We start from the raw sequence: 16,811 nt of genomic DNA on the forward strand, positions 1-16,811 counted from the left end.
CACGGTCCCGGACACGCCGCCGCCCCCGCCGGGAAGGTCCGGCGGGGGCGGCTGAGCGGGCGGTCAGACCTGGCGGCTGAGCACCTTCTCCAGCGTGCGCAGCGCCTCCCGCAGCTCGTCCGCGGTGACGGTCAGCGGCGGGGCCAGCCGGACGGTCGAGCCGTGCGTGTCCTTGACCAGGATGCCCTCGCGCATCAGACGCTCGCTGACCTCCCGGCCGGTGCCGAGGGCCGGGTCCACGTCCACGCCCGCCCACAGGCCGCGGCTGCGGAACCCGGTGACGCCCTTGCCGACCAGCGCCTCCAGTCCCTCCCGCAGCACCACGCCCAGCTCGGCCGCGCGCCGCTGGAACTCGCCCGTCTCCAGCAGCTCCACCACGGCCGTGCCCACGGCGGCCGCCAGCGGGTTCCCGCCGAACGTCGACCCGTGTTCACCCGGACGCAGCACCTGGAGCACCTCGCGCCGGGCCAGCACCGCCGACACCGGCACGATGCCGCCGCCCAGCGCCTTGCCGAGCAGCACCACGTCCGGCACCACCGACTCGTGCTCCACCGCCAGCGTGCGCCCGGTGCGGCCGAGCCCCGACTGGATCTCGTCCGCGACGAACAGGCACCCGGCGCGCCGGGTCAGCTCCCGCACCCCGGCCAGATAGCCGTCGTCCGGGATCACCACGCCCGCCTCGCCCTGGATCGGCTCGATCAGCACCGCCGCCGTCGTCTCGTCGACGGCCTCCTCCATCGCCGCGAGGTCGTTGTACGGCACCACCCGGAACCCCGGGGTGAACGGGCCGAACCCGGCGCGGGCCGTCTCGTCCGTGGAGAAGCCGACGATCGTCGTCGTGCGGCCGTGGAAGTTGTCCGCCGCCACCACGATCGTCGCCCGGTCGGCGGGGACGCCCTTCACGTCGTAGGCCCACTTGCGGGCCACCTTGATGCCGCTCTCCACCGCCTCGGCACCGGTGTTCATCGGCAGCACCATGTCCAGGCCGGTCAGCGCGGCCAGCCGCTCCGCGAAGCCCGCGAGACGGTCGTTGTGGAAGGCGCGCGAGGTCAGCGTCAGCCGGTCCAGCTGGCGGTGGGCCGCCTCGATCAGCGCCGGGTGCCGGTGGCCGAAGTTCAGCGCCGAGTAGCCGGCCAGCATGTCCAGGTAGCGCCGGCCCTCGACGTCCTCCACCCAGGCGCCCTCCGCGCGGGCGACGACCACGGGCAGCGGATGGTAGTTGTGCGCGAGGACCGGCTCCTCCGCCGCGATCAGCTCGGCGGACGAACGCGTACGGGGGGCAGAGGTCATGAGCGGATCTCCTGAGTGCAGCACTTGATGCCCCCGCCCGCCTTGCGGAACTCGGACAGGTCGACGGGGACGGGGACGTAACCGCGGTCGGCGAGCCGGTCGGCGAGCTCCGTCGCCCCCGGCGAGATGAACACATGACGGCCGTCCGAGACCGAGTTCAGGCCGAACGCCCTCGCGTCCTCCCGGGTGGCGAGGACCGCGTCCGGGTACAGCCGCTCCAGCACCTCACGGCTGCCCGGCGAGAACGCCTCCGGGTAGTACGCGACGTTCTCCTCGTCCAGCACGAACAGCGCCGTGTCCAGGTGGTAGAAGTACGGGTCCACCAGGGTCAGGCCGATCACCGGCACCCCGAAGAACTCCTGCGCCTCCCGGTGCGCCTCGGGCGTGGTGCGGAACCCGGTCCCGGCGAGGATCCAGCGCCCGGCGGGCACCAGGTCGCCCTCGCCCTCGCACACCGACTCCGGATGCTGGACGTCGAACCCGTGCGCCTTGAACCAGGCGACGTACGGCACCGACTCCGGGCGCCGCTCCGGCGCGTGGAACCGGGAGCCGAACACACGCCCGTCCACGACGACCGCCGCGTTCGCGGCGAACACCATGTCGGGCAGACCGGGCAGCGGTTCCACGGTCTCCACGGTATGGCCGTGGCGGCGGTAGGCGTCGACCAGCGACAGCCACTGCCGCCGGGCGAGTGAGACGTCGACGGGCTGCTCCGGACGCATCCAGGGATTGATCGCGTACCGCACGGCGAAGAATCTGGGTTCGCAGACGAGAAAACGCCGTGGGCGCGCCACACGTGATTCGGGCACGAAGGGGTTCCTCCGCTTCACACGGTGCCGACTAGGGGTGAGTCCACGGTAGGAACGCGGCCCTACGGCCGACAAGCGACGGATCCTGCGTGTCCACGCAGGAATGCTGCGTCTTTCCGGGCCTCAGCGCACGTCCGGTGCGTCGTCCGGGGCGGGCTGCGTCACTCCCGCCTCAGGACTGTCGGGCAGCAGGTGCGACAGCACCATCACGCTGATCGTCTTCCGGATGAACGGCTCCTGGCGGATGCGCTCCAGGACCTCCTCGAAGTGCTCCACGTCCCGCGCCCGCACATGCAGCAGCGCGTCCGCGCCCCCGGTCACCGTCATCGCCGCCGCGATCTCCGGATGGTTGCGCACCACCTCCGCCAGCCGCCGGGGCGGCGCCGCCCCCTCGCAGTACACCTCCACGTACGCCTCGGTGCGCCAGCCCAGCGCGGACGGCCGCACGGTCGCGGTGAACCCGGTGATCACCCCGGTCTCCCGCAGCCGGTCCACCCGGCGCTTCACGGCCGTCGCCGACAGCCCGACGGAGGCGCCGATCTCCGCGAAGGACGTCCTGGCGTTCGCCATCAGCGCGGTGACGATCTTCCGGTCGAGTTCGTCGAACGGCGCGGGACTGCTGTTCATGCGGGCACTGTATCCACGGCCGCCCCACGGTCACCCCGGATGCGCCCCAGGAGGAGGACCGGCGCGGAACCGGGTGAAACGGCCTGGTCCGGCACGTGGTCCCGATCCGGAGATCCCCCTACACTCCACCTTCATGCTGCGCGCCCTCGCCGTCGACGACGAACGCCCCTCGCTGGAGGAGCTGCTGTACCTGCTGAACGCCGACCCGCGCATCGGGAGCGCGGAAGGCGCCGGCGACGCCACCGAGGCTCTGCGCCGCATCAACCGCGCCCTGGAGTCGGGGCCCGACGGGCCCGACGCCATCGACGTCGTCTTCCTCGACATCCAGATGCCCGGCCTCGACGGACTCGACCTCGCCCGGCTCCTCACCGGCTTCGCCCGGCCGCCGCTGGTCGTGTTCGTCACCGCCCACGAGGACTTCGCCGTCCAGGCCTTCGACCTCAAGGCCGTCGACTACGTGCTGAAACCCGTCCGCAAGGAACGCCTCGCCGAAGCCGTACGGCGGGCCGCCGCCCAGCGCGGCACCGCCCCGCCGGAGCCCGCCCCGCGCATCCCCGTGCACGAGCCCGACCCCGACCACATAGCCGTCGAGCTGGGCGGCGTCACCCGCTTCGTCGCCGTCGACGACATCACCCACGTCGAGGCCCAGGGCGACTACGCCCGTCTGCACACCGACCGCGGCAGCCACCTCGTGCGCATCCCGCTGTCCACCCTGGAGGAGCGCTGGCGCTCCCGCGGCTTCGTCCGCATCCACCGCCGTCACCTGGTCGCCCTGCGCCACATCGGCGAGCTGCGGCTCGACGCCGGCTCCGTCAGCGTCCTGATCGGCACCGAGGAACTCCAGGTCAGCAGGCGCCACGCCCGCGAACTGCGGGACCTGCTGATGCGCCGGACCACCGGTTAGGCGGGGGGAGAGCCGCACATGCCCCAGGAACCCGCCGAGCGCCGGGTGGTCGTCACCGGCCCGCCCCGCCGCGCCCTCCCCCACGCTCGACACCGCTCGCGCGGGCGGTACCCCCACACCTCCGGCTACTACCGCCCGCGCACCGAGATCGACGAGCAGACCACCCTCGGCCACACCTACGTGCGCTCCCTGATGCGCATCCAGCTGCGCACCGGGCTCACCGTGTTCGCCGTCCTCGCCCTGCTCGTCGGCCCGCTGCCGCTGGTCTTCGCCGCCGCCCCGGACGCCCGCCGGCTGGAGTGGGCCGTCCTCGGCTTCGGGCTCTACCCCCCGCTGGTCCTGCTCGCCCGCTGGTACGTCCGCCGCGCCGAACGCAACGAACGCGACTTCGTGCGGCTCGTCGAGGACCGCTGAGACCCCGGGAACCGCACCGCCGTGAACTCCGCCTACGCCGTCACCGCCGTCGCGCTCGTCGCCGTCGCGACCGTCCTCGTCGGCGCCTTCGGCCTGCGCATATCCCGCACCACCTCCGACTTCTACGTCGCCTCCCGCACCGTCGGCCCCCGCCTCAACGCGGCCGCCATCAGCGGCGAGTACCTCTCCGCCGCCTCCTTCCTCGGCATCGCGGGCCTCGTCCTCGTCCAGGGCCCGGACATGCTCTGGTACCCGGTCGGCTACACCGCCGGCTACCTGGTGCTCCTGCTCTTCGTCGCCGCGCCCTTGCGCCGCTCCGGCGCCTACACGCTGCCCGACTTCGCCGAGGCCCGGCTCGCCTCGCACGCGGTACGACGGCTCGCCGGCACCCTCGTCGTCGGCGTCGGCTGGCTCTACCTGCTGCCCCAGCTCCAGGGCGCCGGACTCACCCTCACCGTGCTCACCGGCGCGCCCGACTGGCTCGGCGGGGTCGTCGTCGCCGTCGTCGTCACGGTGATCGTGGCCGCCGGCGGCATGCGCAGCATCACCTTCGTCCAGGCGTTCCAGTACTGGCTGAAGCTGACCGCCCTGCTGGTGCCCGCCCTGTTCCTGGTGATCGCCTGGCAGAGCGACGGCACCCCCAGCCACGCCTTCGACGAGCCCGCCGAGTTCCGCGAACAGCGCGTGGTGCGCGTCGACGACACCGTCGACCTGCGCCTGACCGCCCCGCTCACCGTCACCGTGGACGGCACCGTCGACGGCCTGGAACACAAGGACGCGGAGGTCGCCCTCCCCGCCGGCACGCACCGCATCGACGGCGGCACCCGCCTCACCTTCGCCGAGGGCTCCGAGGTCCCCGCCACCGGGAACGGCGCCGACGACGCCCTGTCGCCGTCCCGCGCCGAGAGCCGGGCGGAACGCCCGCTGTACGCCACGTACGGGCTGATCCTCGCCACGTTCTTCGGCACCATGGGTCTCCCGCACGTGGTGGTGCGCTTCTACACCAGCCCGCACGGCGTCGCCGCCCGCCGCACCACCGTCGCCGTCCTCGGCCTGATCGGCGCCTTCTACCTGCTGCCCCCCGTCTACGGCGCCCTCGGCCGCCTCTACGCCCCCGAGCTCACCCTCACCGGGGACGCGGACGCCGCCGTCCTGCTGCTGCCCGGGCGGATGATCGGCGGCACGGGCGGCGACCTGCTGGGGGCGCTGGTCGCCGGGGGAGCGTTCGCCGCGTTCCTGTCCACCGCCTCCGGACTCACCATGGCCGTCGCCGGCGTCATCACCCAGGACGTGCTGCCCTCCCGGGGCGTGCGCCACTTCAGGCTCGGCACGGTGCTCGCCATGGTTGTCCCGACGGCCGCGAGCATCATCGTCGGCGGGCTGCCCGTGGCCGACGCCGTGGGCCTCGCCTTCGCCGTGTCCGCCTCCTCGTTCTGCCCGCTGCTCGTCCTCGGCATCTGGTGGCGGCGGCTCACCCCGCCGGGCGCGGCCGCCGGGATGCTCGTCGGCGGCGGCTCCGCGTTCCTCGCCGTGGCCGCGACCATGGCCGGCTACCCGGGCGCCGGGCCCTGGCACGCGCTGCTCGCCTGGCCCGCCCTCTGGTCGGTGCCGCTCGGCTTCCTCACCATGGTGCTGGTCTCCCTCGCCACACCCGGCCGGGTGCCGCCCGGCACGGCCGCGGTCCTGGCCCGCTTCCACCTGCCGGAAGAGCTGCGTACGGAGGTGTCCGCATGAGCGGTTTCCTCGCCGGACTGCTCGTCGCCGTGCTGCCCCTGCTGGCCGCCGGGTTCTGGCTGGGCCGGCGCACGGCACGTCCCACGAGCCTCGCCGGGCTCGGCACCCCCGTCGAGCACGCCACCTTCGAGACCCTGCACACCGCCTCGCTGGCCACGCCCCCGCTGCGGGCCGGCCTCACCGAGGAGACCGCCCGCAAGGCGGCCCGCAAACTGCGCTCCCTGCTCGGCACCGACGCCCTCTGCCTCACCGACCGCGAGCAGGTGCTCGTCTGGGACGGCGTCGGCGCCCACCACCGCACCGAGATCATGGAGCGCCTCACCGGCCCCCTGGACACCGGCCGCGGCGAGGCGTTCCCGCTGACCTGCGACACCCCCGACTGCACGGTCCGCTGGGCGGTGGTCGCCCCGCTCACCGTCGACGACCGGGTGCACGGCGCGCTCGTCGCCTGCGCCCCCCGCGAGTCCGCGGTGCTGGTCAGGGCCGCGGGGGAGGTCGCCCGCTGGGTCTCCGTCCAGCTGGAGCTGGCCGACCTGGACCAGTCCCGCACCCGGCTGATCGAGGCCGAGATCCGCGCCCTGCGCGCCCAGATCTCCCCGCACTTCATCTTCAACTCGCTCGCCGTGATCGCGTCCTTCGTGCGCACCGACCCCGAGCGCGCCCGTGAGCTGCTGCTGGAGTTCGCCGACTTCACCCGCTACTCGTTCCGGAGGCACGGCGACTTCACCACCCTCGCCGACGAGCTGCACGCCATCGACCACTACCTGGCGCTGGTCCGGGCGCGTTTCGGCGACCGGCTCTCCGTCACTCTCCAGATCGCCCCCGAGGTGCTGCCGGTCGCGCTGCCCTTCCTGTGCCTCCAGCCGCTGGTGGAGAACGCGGTGAAGCACGGCCTGGAGGGCAAGGCCGACAAGTGCCACATCCAGATCACCGCGCAGGACGCGGGCGCCGAGGCGCTCGTGGTCATCGAGGACGACGGGGCCGGCATGGACCCCGGCCTGCTGCGCCGCATCCTCGCCCGCGAGGTCAGCCCCACCGGCGGCATCGGCCTGTCCAACGTCGACGACCGGCTCCGCCAGGTCTACGGCGACGACCACGGCCTGGTCATCGAGACGGCCGCGGGCGCGGGCATGAAGATCACCGTCCGGCTGCCGAAGTACCAGCCGGGCGTCCATCTGGCGGGCCGGCTCACCCCGCGGTGAGCCGACCCCGTACACACGTGCCGGTCAGCTGTTGCTGGTGGCGACCATCCCGAGGGTGAGCAGGCCCAGGACGACCCAGATGAACCACAGCCAGCCGTTGCTGCCGAGCGCCACCGTGTAGGCCGTCACGGCCACCAGGCCGCCGACGGTGAGCACGCCCATGGTCTTCGTCGAGGTGGAACCGTTCGTGGTACCGGGCATCGCGACACCCTCCTCCAGGTCCGTTCCCTCCATGGTGCCCCGGTTCAGGGAAAGCAGGGCGGTGCGGGACGGAACCCGAGGCGTTCTAGTTGCCGCGCGCGTTGAGGGAGGCCAGGTAGGCGTTGTACGCCTCCAGTTCCTTGTCGCCGTCCCGGTCGGCCGCGCGGTCCTTGCGGCGGGCCTGCCGCTGGTCCGAGGCGTACCACTGGAACAGCAGCGCGATCAGCACCAGCACCGACGGGACCTCGCTGAACGCCCAGGCGATGCCGCCGGCCGCGTTCTGGTCGGACAGGGCGTCGACGCCCAGCGACGCGGGCGGGTCCTGGAAGGTGGTGACCATGGGAGTGGAGGCCATCATCAGCGCGATGCCGAAGAACGCGTGGAACGGCATGCCCGCGAACAGCTCCAGCATCCGCATCAGATGACCCGGCCGGTGCGGACCCGGGTCCACGCCCATGATCGGCCAGAAGAACACCAGGCCCACGGCCAGGAAGTGCACCATCATCGCCGCGTGCCCGACCGCCGACCCCATCAGGAAGTCGAACAGCGGGGTGAAGTACAGGGCGTACAGGCTCGCGATGAACATCGGGATGGTGAACAGCGGGTGCGTCACGACCCGCATGTAGCGGCTGTGCAGCAGCATCAGCAGCAGCTCGCGCGGCCCCTTGGTGCCGCGCACCGACGCCGGGGGCAGCGCCCGCAGCGCCAGGGTGACCGGGGCGCCCAGCAGGATCAGGATCGGCGAGACCATGCTGATGACCATGTGCTGCACCATGTGCACGCTGAACATCACCATGCCGTAGTCGTTCAGCGCGGTGCACATCACGAGCCCGATGCTCAGCACACCGGCGACGAACGCGACCGTCCGTCCCACCGGCCACTTGTCACCGCGCCGGACCAGCCGCACCACGCCCCAGCCGTACAGCGCGAGCGCCAGCAGACAGGCGACGAGGAAGAACGGGTCCGCCGACCAGGCGAGCCCTCGGCCCAGCGTGAACGGCGGCAGATCCATGGTCGTGCCGTGCCCGCTGTGATCCATCCGCCGGCTCCATTTTCGTCCAGGTTGTACGCAATCGGTCCGCACCAGACTAGAACCGCCCCCGGCGACGTCCGTCACCGGGGGCGGGTCTGTGAAGCCGGTCTCAACGCGCCTGTTTCACACGCGCGGCGCCAGCGGTGTCAGAGCACGCACTCCGCCTCGGCGTACCGCTCCTCGGGCACCGTCTTCAGCGTCTCGACGGCCTCCGCCAGCGACACCATCACGATGTCGGTGCCGCGCAGTGCCGTCATCTGCCCGAAGTCGCCGCGGTGCACCGCCTCCACAGCGTGCCAGCCGAACCGGGTGGCCAGCACCCTGTCGTACGCGGTGGGCGTGCCGCCGCGCTGCACGTGGCCGAGGATCACCGGGCGGGCCTCCTTGCCGAGCCGCTCCTCCAGCTCCAGGGAGAGCTGCCGGGCGATGCCCGCGAACCGCTCGTGGCCGTAGACGTCCTTGCCGCCCTCGTCGAAGTCCATGGTCCCGGCCTTCGGCTTGGCGCCCTCCGCCGCGACGACGATGGCGAACCGCTTCCCGGCCGAGAACCGCTCGCCGACCTTCGCGGTCAGCTCCTCGATGTCGAAGGGCCGCTCGGGCACCACGATGGCGTGCGCGCCGGCCGCCATGCCGGAGTGCAGCGCGATCCAGCCGGTGTGGCGGCCCATGACCTCCACGATCAGCACGCGCTGGTGCGACTCGGCGGTGGTCTTCAGCCGGTCCAGCGCCTCGGTGGCCACGCCGACGGCCGTGTCGAACCCGAAGGTGACGTCGGTGACGGCGATGTCGTTGTCGATGGTCTTGGGCACGCCGACTATCGGCAGACCGTTGTCGGACAGCAGCCGGGCCGCCTTGAGGGTGCCCTCACCGCCGATGGGGATGATCGCGTCGAGACCGAGCTCCTCGACATGGCCCCGGGCCCGCTCCACACCGTCCCGCAGATGCTCCGGACGCACCCGGGAGGAGCCGAGGATGGTGCCGCCGCGGGCGAGGATGCCGCTCACCGCGTCGAGGTCGAGCTTGAGGTAGTCGCACTCCAGGAGGCCCTTCCACCCGTCGCGGAAGCCGATGACCTCGTCGCCGTGGTCGACGACGGCGCGGTGCACGACGGACCGGATGACGGCGTTCAGGCCGGGGCAGTCACCGCCGGACGTGAGGACACCAATGCGCATAGCCCGAAACAACCTTCTCGAAGTGGGCCGGGACCGGACCGCGCTGTCCGGCTCGATCCCCGCCACCCTAGCCGCTGAAGGGGCCTGTGCCGCATCCCGCGTCCGCCTGCTGGACGACGCCGCTCACCTGTGCGGAGGAGGCGTCAGACGGGCCCTGTCAGGCCCTTCCGACGCCTCCTCGGGGCGTGCTGTTCCGTGCTGTTCCCGCGCCTTACGCGGGCTGCTGGGCGGCGGCGATGCGCTCGTTGCGCAGGGCCTCGTACCAGCGGTCGTCGGTCGGCGGCAGCGCGTTGACGTCCAGCGCCAGCTTCAGCAGCAGGTCCGCGATCTGCGGGTTCCGCGCCAGCACGGGACCGTGCATGTACGTGCCGAACACGGTGTCGTTGAACGCGCCCTCGGTGCCGTCCCCGGTGCCGTTGCCGTTGCCGAAGCGCACCTGCGCGAAGGGGCGCGCCGTGGGGCCCAGATGGGTGATGCCCTGGTGGTTCTCGAACCCGGTCAGAGGGGGCAGGCCCAGCTGCGGGTTGATGTCCGCGAGGACGTCGCCCACGCAGCGCGCGCCCTCGCCGCGCACCGACACCACGTCGAGCAGGCCGAGGCCGGGCTCACGCTGGCCGAGGTCGTTGATGAACTCGTGGCCGAGGATCTGGTAGCCGGCGCAGACCGAGAAGACGATCGCGCCGTTCTCCACGGCCCGGTGCAGCCCGCCGTCGCGGCGCAGCCGCTCGGCGGCCAGCCGCTGCGGGCGGTCCTCGCCGCCGCCGATCAGGTAGATGTCGCCGGACGTCGGGATCGGCTGGTCGCTGCGCACGTCGAGCCGCGCCACGTCCAGGCCGCGCTGCCGCGCCCGGCGCTCGACGACGAGGGCGTTGCCCTGGTCGCCGTAGGTGCTGAGCAGGTCCGGGTAGATCCAGACGACCCGCAGCTGGTTGTCGCTCACTTCAAGTCCCCTGAGGTGTCGTGGTCAGTTGCCGACGCGGCGGCGCAGGTCCTGGAACGCGGTGTAGTTGGCGATGACCTCGATCCGGCCCGGCGGCGACATCTGGACCGCCTGGTCGAGGTTCTCGCACACCTGGAACTGCTGGTTGGCGACCTCGAGGCGCACCGCCAGGTCCAGCTTCCGGTCACCGATGACGCAGATCGGGTGACCGGTGAGCCGGGTGTAGTCGACGTCCCACAGCCAGGAGGTGTCGGTGCCGTCGGCGGAGCGCGCGTTCACCGACAAAATCACCGGGGTCGGCGGCGGGTCGATCAGCGAGAACGTCTCCAGCCAGCCCGCGGGGTTCTTCGCAAGCAGCAGCCGCAGGTCACGGCCCTGGAACTGGACGACGTCATAGCGGCCGGCCACGGCCTGCACCTGGTACATGCGCTCCAGGGCCACCTGCGGCGGCACCCCGAAGACGGCGGCGACGGCCGCGGAGGACGCGGCGTTGGCCTTGTTGGCGCGGCCCGGCAGCTGGAGGTGGATCGGCCAGGCGGAGCCGTGCGGGTCGAGCACGTGGTCGCCGGAGAGCGCCCAGCTCGGGGTCGGGCGGCGGAACCCGCACTCGCCGCAGAACCAGTCGTCGCCGGGGCGCTGCATCACACCGCCGCAGGACGGGCAGGACCAGGCGTCGTCCTTCCACATCTGGCCGGCGGCCACCCAGATCACGTTGGGCGAGGACGACGCGGCCCACACCACCAGCGGGTCGTCGGCGTTGGCCACGATCACGGCCTTGGAGCCGGCCAGACCCTCGCGCCAGGCCTCCGCGAGCATGCGGGTCTCCGCGGCGCGGTCGAGCTGGTCGCGGGAGAGGTTGAGCAGTGCGATGCACTTGGGCTCGGTGGCCTGCGCGACGCCGACCAGGTACTTCTCGTCGACCTCGATGACGCCGTAGCGGGCGTCCTCGCCGGCCGCGAGGGCCGAGGTGATGCCGGCCGGCATGTTGGCGCCGAGCGCGTTGGAGACGACCGGCCCGGCCGCCTTGAGCGCCTCGGCGATGAGCCGGGTGGTGGTGGTCTTGCCGTTGGTCGCCGAGACGAGGGTCACGTCCAGGTGCGCGGCGAGCCGGTGGAGAAGCTCGGGGTCGAGTTTCAGGGCCACCCGGCCGCCGATCACCGAACCGCTGCCGCGCCCTGCGGCGCGGGATGCCGCCGCGACCGCCTTGCCCGCGGTCACGGCCAGCTTGGCCCGCGGCGTGAGCGGGTCCGAGTTGCCTGCCATCAGTTCTCGATCCTCCTTGCGTACGCGCCGCATCTGTGCCTGACGGCCACGTGGTGTGGGCTCAGCCTATCGAGATCCGTTCGCCCTCCAGTACCGCGGCTCCGTCGTGGGACGGGCGGTGCTGCTAGGACCGTACCCTTGCGGCCATGCGACACGGCTCACTCCCCGGCGTCCACGGACGCGTTCGGCCCCTCACCCTGTTCGGGGACCCTGCCCTGCACACGCCGTGCGGGGAGGTCACCGACTTCGGTCCGGAACTGGCGGATCTGGTGGAGGACTTGTTCGCGACCATGTACGCCGCCCAGGGCGTGGGTCTGGCCGCGAACCAGATCGGCGTGCCGCTGCGGGTGTTCGTCTTCGACTGCCCCGACGACGAGGACGTACGGCACCTCGGGCACGTGGTGAACCCGCGGCCGGCGGTGACCGACGGGGTGGTGGTGCGCGGACCCGAGGGCTGTCTGTCGCTGCCCGGCCTGGAGGCGGGCACGGAGCGGTACGACCACGCGGTGGTCGAGGGCTTCACGGTGACCGGGGAGCCGGTCACCGTGCACGGCACCGGGTTCTTCGCCCGCTGCCTCCAGCACGAGAGCGACCACCTGGACGGCACGGTCTACGCCGACCGCCTCGAAGGCCGTCGTCACCGCACACTGATGCGCCGGGTGGCGCGCGCCTCCTGGCACCGCCCCGACTGAGCCGGGCGCCGGCCCGGGGTCAGAAGCCCGGGCCGCCCGCCTTGTCGCCCGCCGCGGCCAGCCGGCCCCACAGCAGGTCGGCCAGGCTGCGCACCAACTCCGCGCGGGAACAGGGGCGTTCGCCCAGCCACCAGTCGCCGGCGGCGTGCATCATGCCGACGATGCCGTGGCCCCAGACCCGGGCCAGCTGGTGGCTGCCGGGGCCGAGATCCAGACGGTCCTCGATCACCTGGGCCAGCTCCTCGCCCATCCGTCGCAGCAGCGGCGCCGAGTGCTTGCCCACGTCGAAGCCCTGCTCGCTGGGCGAGCCCTCCGCCGGGTGCATCAGGAAGCGGTAGACCTGGGGCCGCGCCTCGATCGCCGCCAGGTAGGTGTCCAAGGTGGCCTCGACCCGCTCCCGCCGCTCCGCGGGCGCGTCCAGCGCGGCCCGCAGCGAGTCGAGCAGGGCGTCGGTGTGGCGCTTGGCGAGCGCGGCGTAGAGTCCTCCCTTGTCGCCGAAGTGCCGGTAGAGGATGGGCTTGGTGATCCCGGCTTCCGCGGCGATGGCGTTCATCGAGGCCCCGGGCCCGTCGCGCAGCACCACTCGGTCGGCGGCCTCCAGCAGCTCGCGCCGGCGTCGGTCGGCGGACCGCTGCTGCTCGGTCCGCTGTGTGGTGTCCATGTGCTCTCCCCACCCGTGCTGAATCGGTGACGCCTGCGCAAACTAACACTGATCACGGCCCCGACATCGAACGGGATACCGGCCTGCCTGGGGAGTTGACTTTTCCTACTTGCTGGTAACAGACTGGGGTTACCGCAAGTAACATGCATGTGCGCCGCCGCTGGAGGGGTCATGGCCGAGTTCACCATGGAGCTCAACGACGAACAGAAGGAGGTGCGGGACTGGCTGCACGGCTTCGCCGCCGACGTCATCCGCCCCGCCGCCGCCGAATGGGACGAGCGTGAGGAGACTCCCTGGCCGGTGATCCAGGAGGCGGCCAAGGTCGGCATCTACTCCCTGGACTTCTACGCCCAGCAGTACTTCGACGCAACCGGTCTCGGCATCCCCATGGCCATGGAGGAGCTGTTCTGGGGCGACGCGGGCATCGCGCTGTCGATCGTCGGCACCGGCCTCGCCGCCGTCGGCGTCCTCGCCAACGGCACCGAGGAGCAGATCGGCACCTGGATCCCCCAGATGTACGGCGACGTGAACGACGTGAAGGTCGCGGCCTTCTGCTCCTCCGAGCCCGACGCCGGCTCCGACGTGGCGTCGATGCGCACCCGCGCGGTGTACGACGAGGCCAAGGACGAGTGGGTCATCAACGGCACCAAGACCTGGGCGACCAACGGCGGCATCGCCAACGTGCACGTCGTCGTCGCGGTCGTCGACCCCGAGCTCGGCTCCAAGGGTCACGCGTCCTTCATCATCCCGCCGAACACCCCCGGCCTCTCCCAGGGCCAGAAGTTCCAGAAGCACGGCATCCGCGCCTCGCACACCGCCGAGGTCGTCCTCGAGGACGTGCGCGTCCCCGGCTCCTGCCTGCTCGGTGGCAAGGAGAAGCTGGACGAGCGCCTCGCCCGCGCCCGCGAGAGGGCCAAGAAGGGCGGCGAGCGTGTGAAGAACGCCGCCATGGCCACCTTCGAGGCCTCCCGCCCGGCCGTCGGCGCCATGGCCGTGGGCACCGCCCGCGCCGCGTACGAGGTCGCCCTCGACTACGCCAGGACGCGTGAGCAGTTCGGCCGCCCGATCATCGACAACCAGGGCGTCGCCTTCCAGCTCGCCGACATGCGCACCCAGATCGACGCGGCCCGCCTGCTGGTGTGGCGCGCCTCCTGGATGGCGGTCAACGGCAAGCCGTTCACCGCGGCCGAGGGCTCGATGTCCAAGCTCTTCGCGAGCGAGACGGCGAAGAAGGTCACCGCCCAGGCCATCCAGATCCTCGGCGGCAACGGCTACACCCGCGAGTACCCGGTCGAGCGGATGCACCGCGACGCCGCGATCTACACGATCTTCGAGGGCACCAGCGAGATCCAGCGCCTGGTGATCGCCCGCACCCTCTCGGGCATGCCCATCCGCTGACCCACCCGTGCGGGGGCGGTCCGGTCCACCGGGTTGCCCCCGCACGGCGTCCGGGCCAACCTCGGGGTGACCGACGCCTCGGAGGACGCGATGACACGCAACGCCCGGGACCTGCTGAAGACCGTCACCGCGGAGCTCGCCCCCGACCCGCGCTCCAACCCCCTGGTGCCGCTGATCGCCTCCGGCGAGGCGGACCGGGAGGTGCTGGCCGTCCTGGCCCTGGAGCAGCTGCGGGTGATCCCCGCCGACCGCCGCGCCTTCCTGCAGCTGGCCGTGCGGTCCTCGGACGAACCCGAGGCCGACGCGTACTTCACCGCCCTGGCCGAGGGCGAGGCGCTCGCCCGGCAGAAGCTGCCCTCCTTCGCCGCGGCCTGCGGCGTCGACGAGGCCCGCGCCGCCGCCTGCACCCCGCTCCCGGGCTGTCAGGCCTACCCGTCCTACGTCGCCTGGCTGGCCCTCAACGCCGCCCCGGCCGACGCCGTCCTCGCGATCACCGCCAACTTCTCCGCCTGGGGCGGCTACTGCGCCACCATCGCCGGCGCCCTGCGCACCCACTACGGTTTCGGTGACGAGGCCTGCGCCTTCTTCGACTTCTTCGCGGAACCCGCCGAGCACCTGGACCGCGCCGCCGAACGCGCCGTCCAGGCGGCCCTGGACGCCGGCCGCCTGGACGAGAGCCGCGCCCGCGCCTACGGACACCTGCTGCAGAGCTACGAAGCGCTGTTCTGGCGGACCCTCCAGCGGCCGGCCTGACGTCCTACGGGGTGGTGCCGCTGCTGTGGGCGATGCACGCCACGTCGATACGGTCGGCGAGCTTCGCGAGTTCGATCGTCAGCGCGGCGACCGTGTCCTCGTCGAGCCCGCCCTCGCCGGACTCGACGAGCCGGACCCACCGGCCGCCGACCGTGCGCAGCAGCTTGCTGACGTCGGCGGCCGCCACCTGAAGGGTGCCGCGGTCGTCGACGATCAGAGGCAGTGTCACTTCGCGGTTCACAGTCGGGATCGTAGCCGTGCGGGCGTCACGCGCCGTGCCAAACCGTGGTGATGTTGCAGAACTCCCGGATTCCGTGCCCGGACAGCTCACGCCCGTAACCCGACCGCTTGACCCCGCCGAAGGGGAACGCGGGGTGGGACGCCGTCATGCCGTTCACGTACACGCCGCCCGCCTCGAGATCCCGGACGAACCGGTCGATCTCCGCCTCGTCACGGGTCCACACATTCGAACTCAGCCCGAACGGTGTGTCGTTGGCGATGAGTACCGCTTCGTCCAGATCGTCCGCCCGGCACAGGGTGGCGACCGGGCCGAACGCCTCCTCGCGGTGGATGCGCATCTCCCGGTCGATCCCGGCCAGCACGGTCGGCGGGTAGAACCAGCCCGGCCCGTCCGGGCGTTCGCCACCGCACAGCACCGTGGCGCCGACCCGGACCGCGTCGTCGACGAGCTCCTCCAGGTCCTGGCGGCCCTGCTCGCTGGAGAGCGGGCCGACGTCGGTGTCCTCGTCCATCGGGTCGCCGACCTTCAGCGCCTTCATCCCGGCGACGAACCGCTCGGCGAAGGCGTCGTAGACGTCCGTGTGCACGATGAACCGCTTGGCGGCGATGCAGGACTGGCCCGCGTTCTGCGTCCGGGCCGTCACCGCGACCTCGGCGGCCCGGTCCAGGTCGGCCGAGGGCATCACCACGAACGGGTCGCTGCCGCCCAGCTCCAGCACCGTCTTCTTGATCATCTCGCCGCACGTGGAGGCGACCGCACGCCCGGCCGGCTCGCTGCCGGTGAGCGTGGCCGCCTTGATCCGGTCGTCGCGCAGCAGCTCGTCGACGGCGGCGGAGCCGATCAGCAGGGTCTGGAACGTGCCCTCGGTGAAGCCCGCGCGGTGGAACAGGTCCTCCAGGTACAGGGCGGTCTGCGGCACGTTCGACGCGTGCTTCAGCAGCCCGACGTTGCCCGCCATCAGGGCGGGGGCGGCGAACCGCACCACCTGCCACAGCGGGAAGTTCCACGGCATCACCGCGAGCACCGGGCCCAGCGGCCGGTACCGCACCAGGACCCGGGAGGCGCCGGAGTCCTTCACGTCGGACGCGGCGGGCTCCTCGTCGGCGAGCAGCCCGGCCGCGTGGTCGGCGTACCAGTGCATCGCCTTGGCGCACTTCGCGGCCTCCGCGCGGGCCTGCGCGACCGGCTTGCCCATCTCCGTGGTGATCATCCGGCCGACGGCGTCCTGGTCCTCGTCGAGGATCTGGGCGGCGTGGTGCATCAGACGCGACCGCTCCTCGAAGCTGGTCGTCCGGTACGTGCGGAAGGTGGCCTCCGCGAGCTGGAGCCGGCGCTCCAGCTCGTCCTCGTCCATGGGGTGGTACGTCTTGACGGTCTCGCCGTTCGCCGGATTCACCGTGGCGATGTGCATCACTGGCCTCCATGGGACGGGCTGCGCTTACGACCTTCCCGCGCGCCGATGGGCCGCGCAACGCGG

The 16,811-nt window shown here is 72.2% G+C and carries 18 protein-coding genes; 7 read left to right on the top strand and 11 right to left on the bottom strand.

The window, feature by feature from the left end:
• Positions 1–63: 63 nt before the first annotated feature.
• From rocD to ACQY0Z_RS19585, 3 genes are all read right to left on the bottom strand, one after another.
• The gene (gene rocD / locus ACQY0Z_RS19575; protein WP_254585178.1) at positions 64–1,290 is read right to left on the bottom strand and encodes an ornithine--oxo-acid transaminase; all 1,227 of its coding nucleotides are present in this window, start codon (positions 1,288–1,290) and stop codon (positions 64–66) included.
• Positions 1,287–2,099, bottom strand: a complete 813-nt coding sequence (gene ddaH, locus ACQY0Z_RS19580; protein ID WP_254585177.1) for a dimethylargininase — start codon at positions 2,097–2,099, stop codon at positions 1,287–1,289. Before ddaH ends, rocD begins: the two co-directional genes overlap by 4 nt.
• A 123-nt stretch (positions 2,100–2,222) precedes the next feature.
• Complete coding sequence (locus ACQY0Z_RS19585) at positions 2,223–2,726, bottom strand: Lrp/AsnC family transcriptional regulator (RefSeq protein WP_189906808.1); 504 nt, start codon at positions 2,724–2,726, stop codon at positions 2,223–2,225.
• A gap of 133 nt (positions 2,727–2,859) precedes the next feature.
• Between ACQY0Z_RS19585 and ACQY0Z_RS19590 the strand changes: the two genes are divergently transcribed.
• Genes ACQY0Z_RS19590 through ACQY0Z_RS19605 form a run of 4 tightly spaced genes read left to right on the top strand, consistent with a single transcriptional unit; the run spans position 2,860 to position 6,980 of the window.
• Positions 2,860–3,630, top strand: a complete 771-nt coding sequence (locus ACQY0Z_RS19590) for a LytR/AlgR family response regulator transcription factor (protein WP_019524732.1) — start codon at positions 2,860–2,862, stop codon at positions 3,628–3,630.
• A gap of 18 nt (positions 3,631–3,648) precedes the next feature.
• The gene (locus tag ACQY0Z_RS19595) at positions 3,649–4,044 is read left to right on the top strand and encodes a hypothetical protein (protein WP_189904892.1); all 396 of its coding nucleotides are present in this window, start codon (positions 3,649–3,651) and stop codon (positions 4,042–4,044) included.
• Between the two features lie 21 nt (positions 4,045–4,065).
• The gene (locus ACQY0Z_RS19600) at positions 4,066–5,778 is read left to right on the top strand and encodes a sodium/solute symporter (RefSeq protein WP_189904890.1); all 1,713 of its coding nucleotides are present in this window, start codon (positions 4,066–4,068) and stop codon (positions 5,776–5,778) included.
• On the top strand, positions 5,775–6,980 hold the full coding sequence (locus ACQY0Z_RS19605) for a sensor histidine kinase (RefSeq protein ID WP_189904888.1): 1,206 nt from the start codon (positions 5,775–5,777) through the stop codon (positions 6,978–6,980). The genes ACQY0Z_RS19600 and ACQY0Z_RS19605 overlap by 4 nt, the downstream gene beginning before the upstream one ends.
• 24 nt (positions 6,981–7,004) lie before the next feature.
• Here ACQY0Z_RS19605 and ACQY0Z_RS19610 read toward each other — a convergent pair whose 3' ends face one another.
• The 5 genes from ACQY0Z_RS19610 to ACQY0Z_RS19630 all read right to left on the bottom strand — a co-directional run bounded on the left by ACQY0Z_RS19610 (position 7,005) and on the right by ACQY0Z_RS19630 (position 11,589).
• Positions 7,005–7,181: a hypothetical protein gene (locus ACQY0Z_RS19610; protein WP_189904886.1), complete on the bottom strand. Its 177-nt coding sequence runs from the start codon at positions 7,179–7,181 to the stop codon at positions 7,005–7,007.
• An 85-nt stretch (positions 7,182–7,266) separates the two neighbouring features.
• A complete protein-coding gene (locus ACQY0Z_RS19615) occupies positions 7,267–8,220 on the bottom strand; it encodes a cytochrome c oxidase assembly protein (protein ID WP_189904884.1) in 954 nt (317 codons plus the stop codon).
• Positions 8,221–8,360: 140 nt separating this feature from the next.
• The gene (locus ACQY0Z_RS19620; RefSeq protein WP_189904882.1) at positions 8,361–9,386 is read right to left on the bottom strand and encodes a 6-phosphofructokinase; all 1,026 of its coding nucleotides are present in this window, start codon (positions 9,384–9,386) and stop codon (positions 8,361–8,363) included.
• A gap of 211 nt (positions 9,387–9,597) precedes the next feature.
• A complete protein-coding gene (locus ACQY0Z_RS19625) occupies positions 9,598–10,326 on the bottom strand; it encodes a type 1 glutamine amidotransferase (RefSeq protein WP_189904879.1) in 729 nt (242 codons plus the stop codon).
• Positions 10,327–10,350: 24 nt separating this feature from the next.
• Positions 10,351–11,589 (bottom strand): Mur ligase family protein, encoded by a 1,239-nt coding sequence (locus ACQY0Z_RS19630; protein ID WP_019524724.1) that lies wholly within the window; start codon positions 11,587–11,589, stop codon positions 10,351–10,353.
• 146 nt (positions 11,590–11,735) lie between these two features.
• On the opposite strand from ACQY0Z_RS19630, the gene def reads away from it, so the two are divergent.
• Complete coding sequence (def, locus tag ACQY0Z_RS19635; RefSeq protein ID WP_381724871.1) at positions 11,736–12,281, top strand: peptide deformylase; 546 nt, start codon at positions 11,736–11,738, stop codon at positions 12,279–12,281.
• Positions 12,282–12,300: 19 nt separating this feature from the next.
• On the opposite strand, the gene ACQY0Z_RS19640 is transcribed toward def, so the two are convergent.
• The gene (locus ACQY0Z_RS19640) at positions 12,301–12,942 is read right to left on the bottom strand and encodes a TetR family transcriptional regulator (RefSeq protein ID WP_189904875.1); all 642 of its coding nucleotides are present in this window, start codon (positions 12,940–12,942) and stop codon (positions 12,301–12,303) included.
• A 171-nt stretch (positions 12,943–13,113) separates the two neighbouring features.
• On the opposite strand from ACQY0Z_RS19640, the gene ACQY0Z_RS19645 reads away from it, so the two are divergent.
• Together ACQY0Z_RS19645 and ACQY0Z_RS19650 are read left to right on the top strand one after the other, a co-directional pair.
• On the top strand, positions 13,114–14,340 hold the full coding sequence (locus ACQY0Z_RS19645; RefSeq protein ID WP_347225068.1) for an acyl-CoA dehydrogenase family protein: 1,227 nt from the start codon (positions 13,114–13,116) through the stop codon (positions 14,338–14,340).
• A gap of 90 nt (positions 14,341–14,430) precedes the next feature.
• Positions 14,431–15,093 (top strand): transcriptional regulator, encoded by a 663-nt coding sequence (locus ACQY0Z_RS19650; RefSeq protein WP_189904871.1) that lies wholly within the window; start codon positions 14,431–14,433, stop codon positions 15,091–15,093.
• A gap of 4 nt (positions 15,094–15,097) precedes the next feature.
• Here the strand turns inward: ACQY0Z_RS19650 and ACQY0Z_RS19655 are convergent, their stop codons facing one another.
• The gene (locus ACQY0Z_RS19655) at positions 15,098–15,334 is read right to left on the bottom strand and encodes a DUF6213 family protein (RefSeq protein WP_026243794.1); all 237 of its coding nucleotides are present in this window, start codon (positions 15,332–15,334) and stop codon (positions 15,098–15,100) included.
• 25 nt (positions 15,335–15,359) lie between these two features.
• Complete coding sequence (locus ACQY0Z_RS19660) at positions 15,360–16,745, bottom strand: NADP-dependent succinic semialdehyde dehydrogenase (protein WP_439812581.1); 1,386 nt, start codon at positions 16,743–16,745, stop codon at positions 15,360–15,362.
• Positions 16,746–16,811: the final 66 nt, after the last annotated feature.

The sequence above is a fragment of the Streptomyces sp. P9-2 genome (assembly GCF_051903975.1).
Lineage (GTDB): Bacteria > Actinomycetota > Actinomycetes > Streptomycetales > Streptomycetaceae > Streptomyces > Streptomyces cellulosae.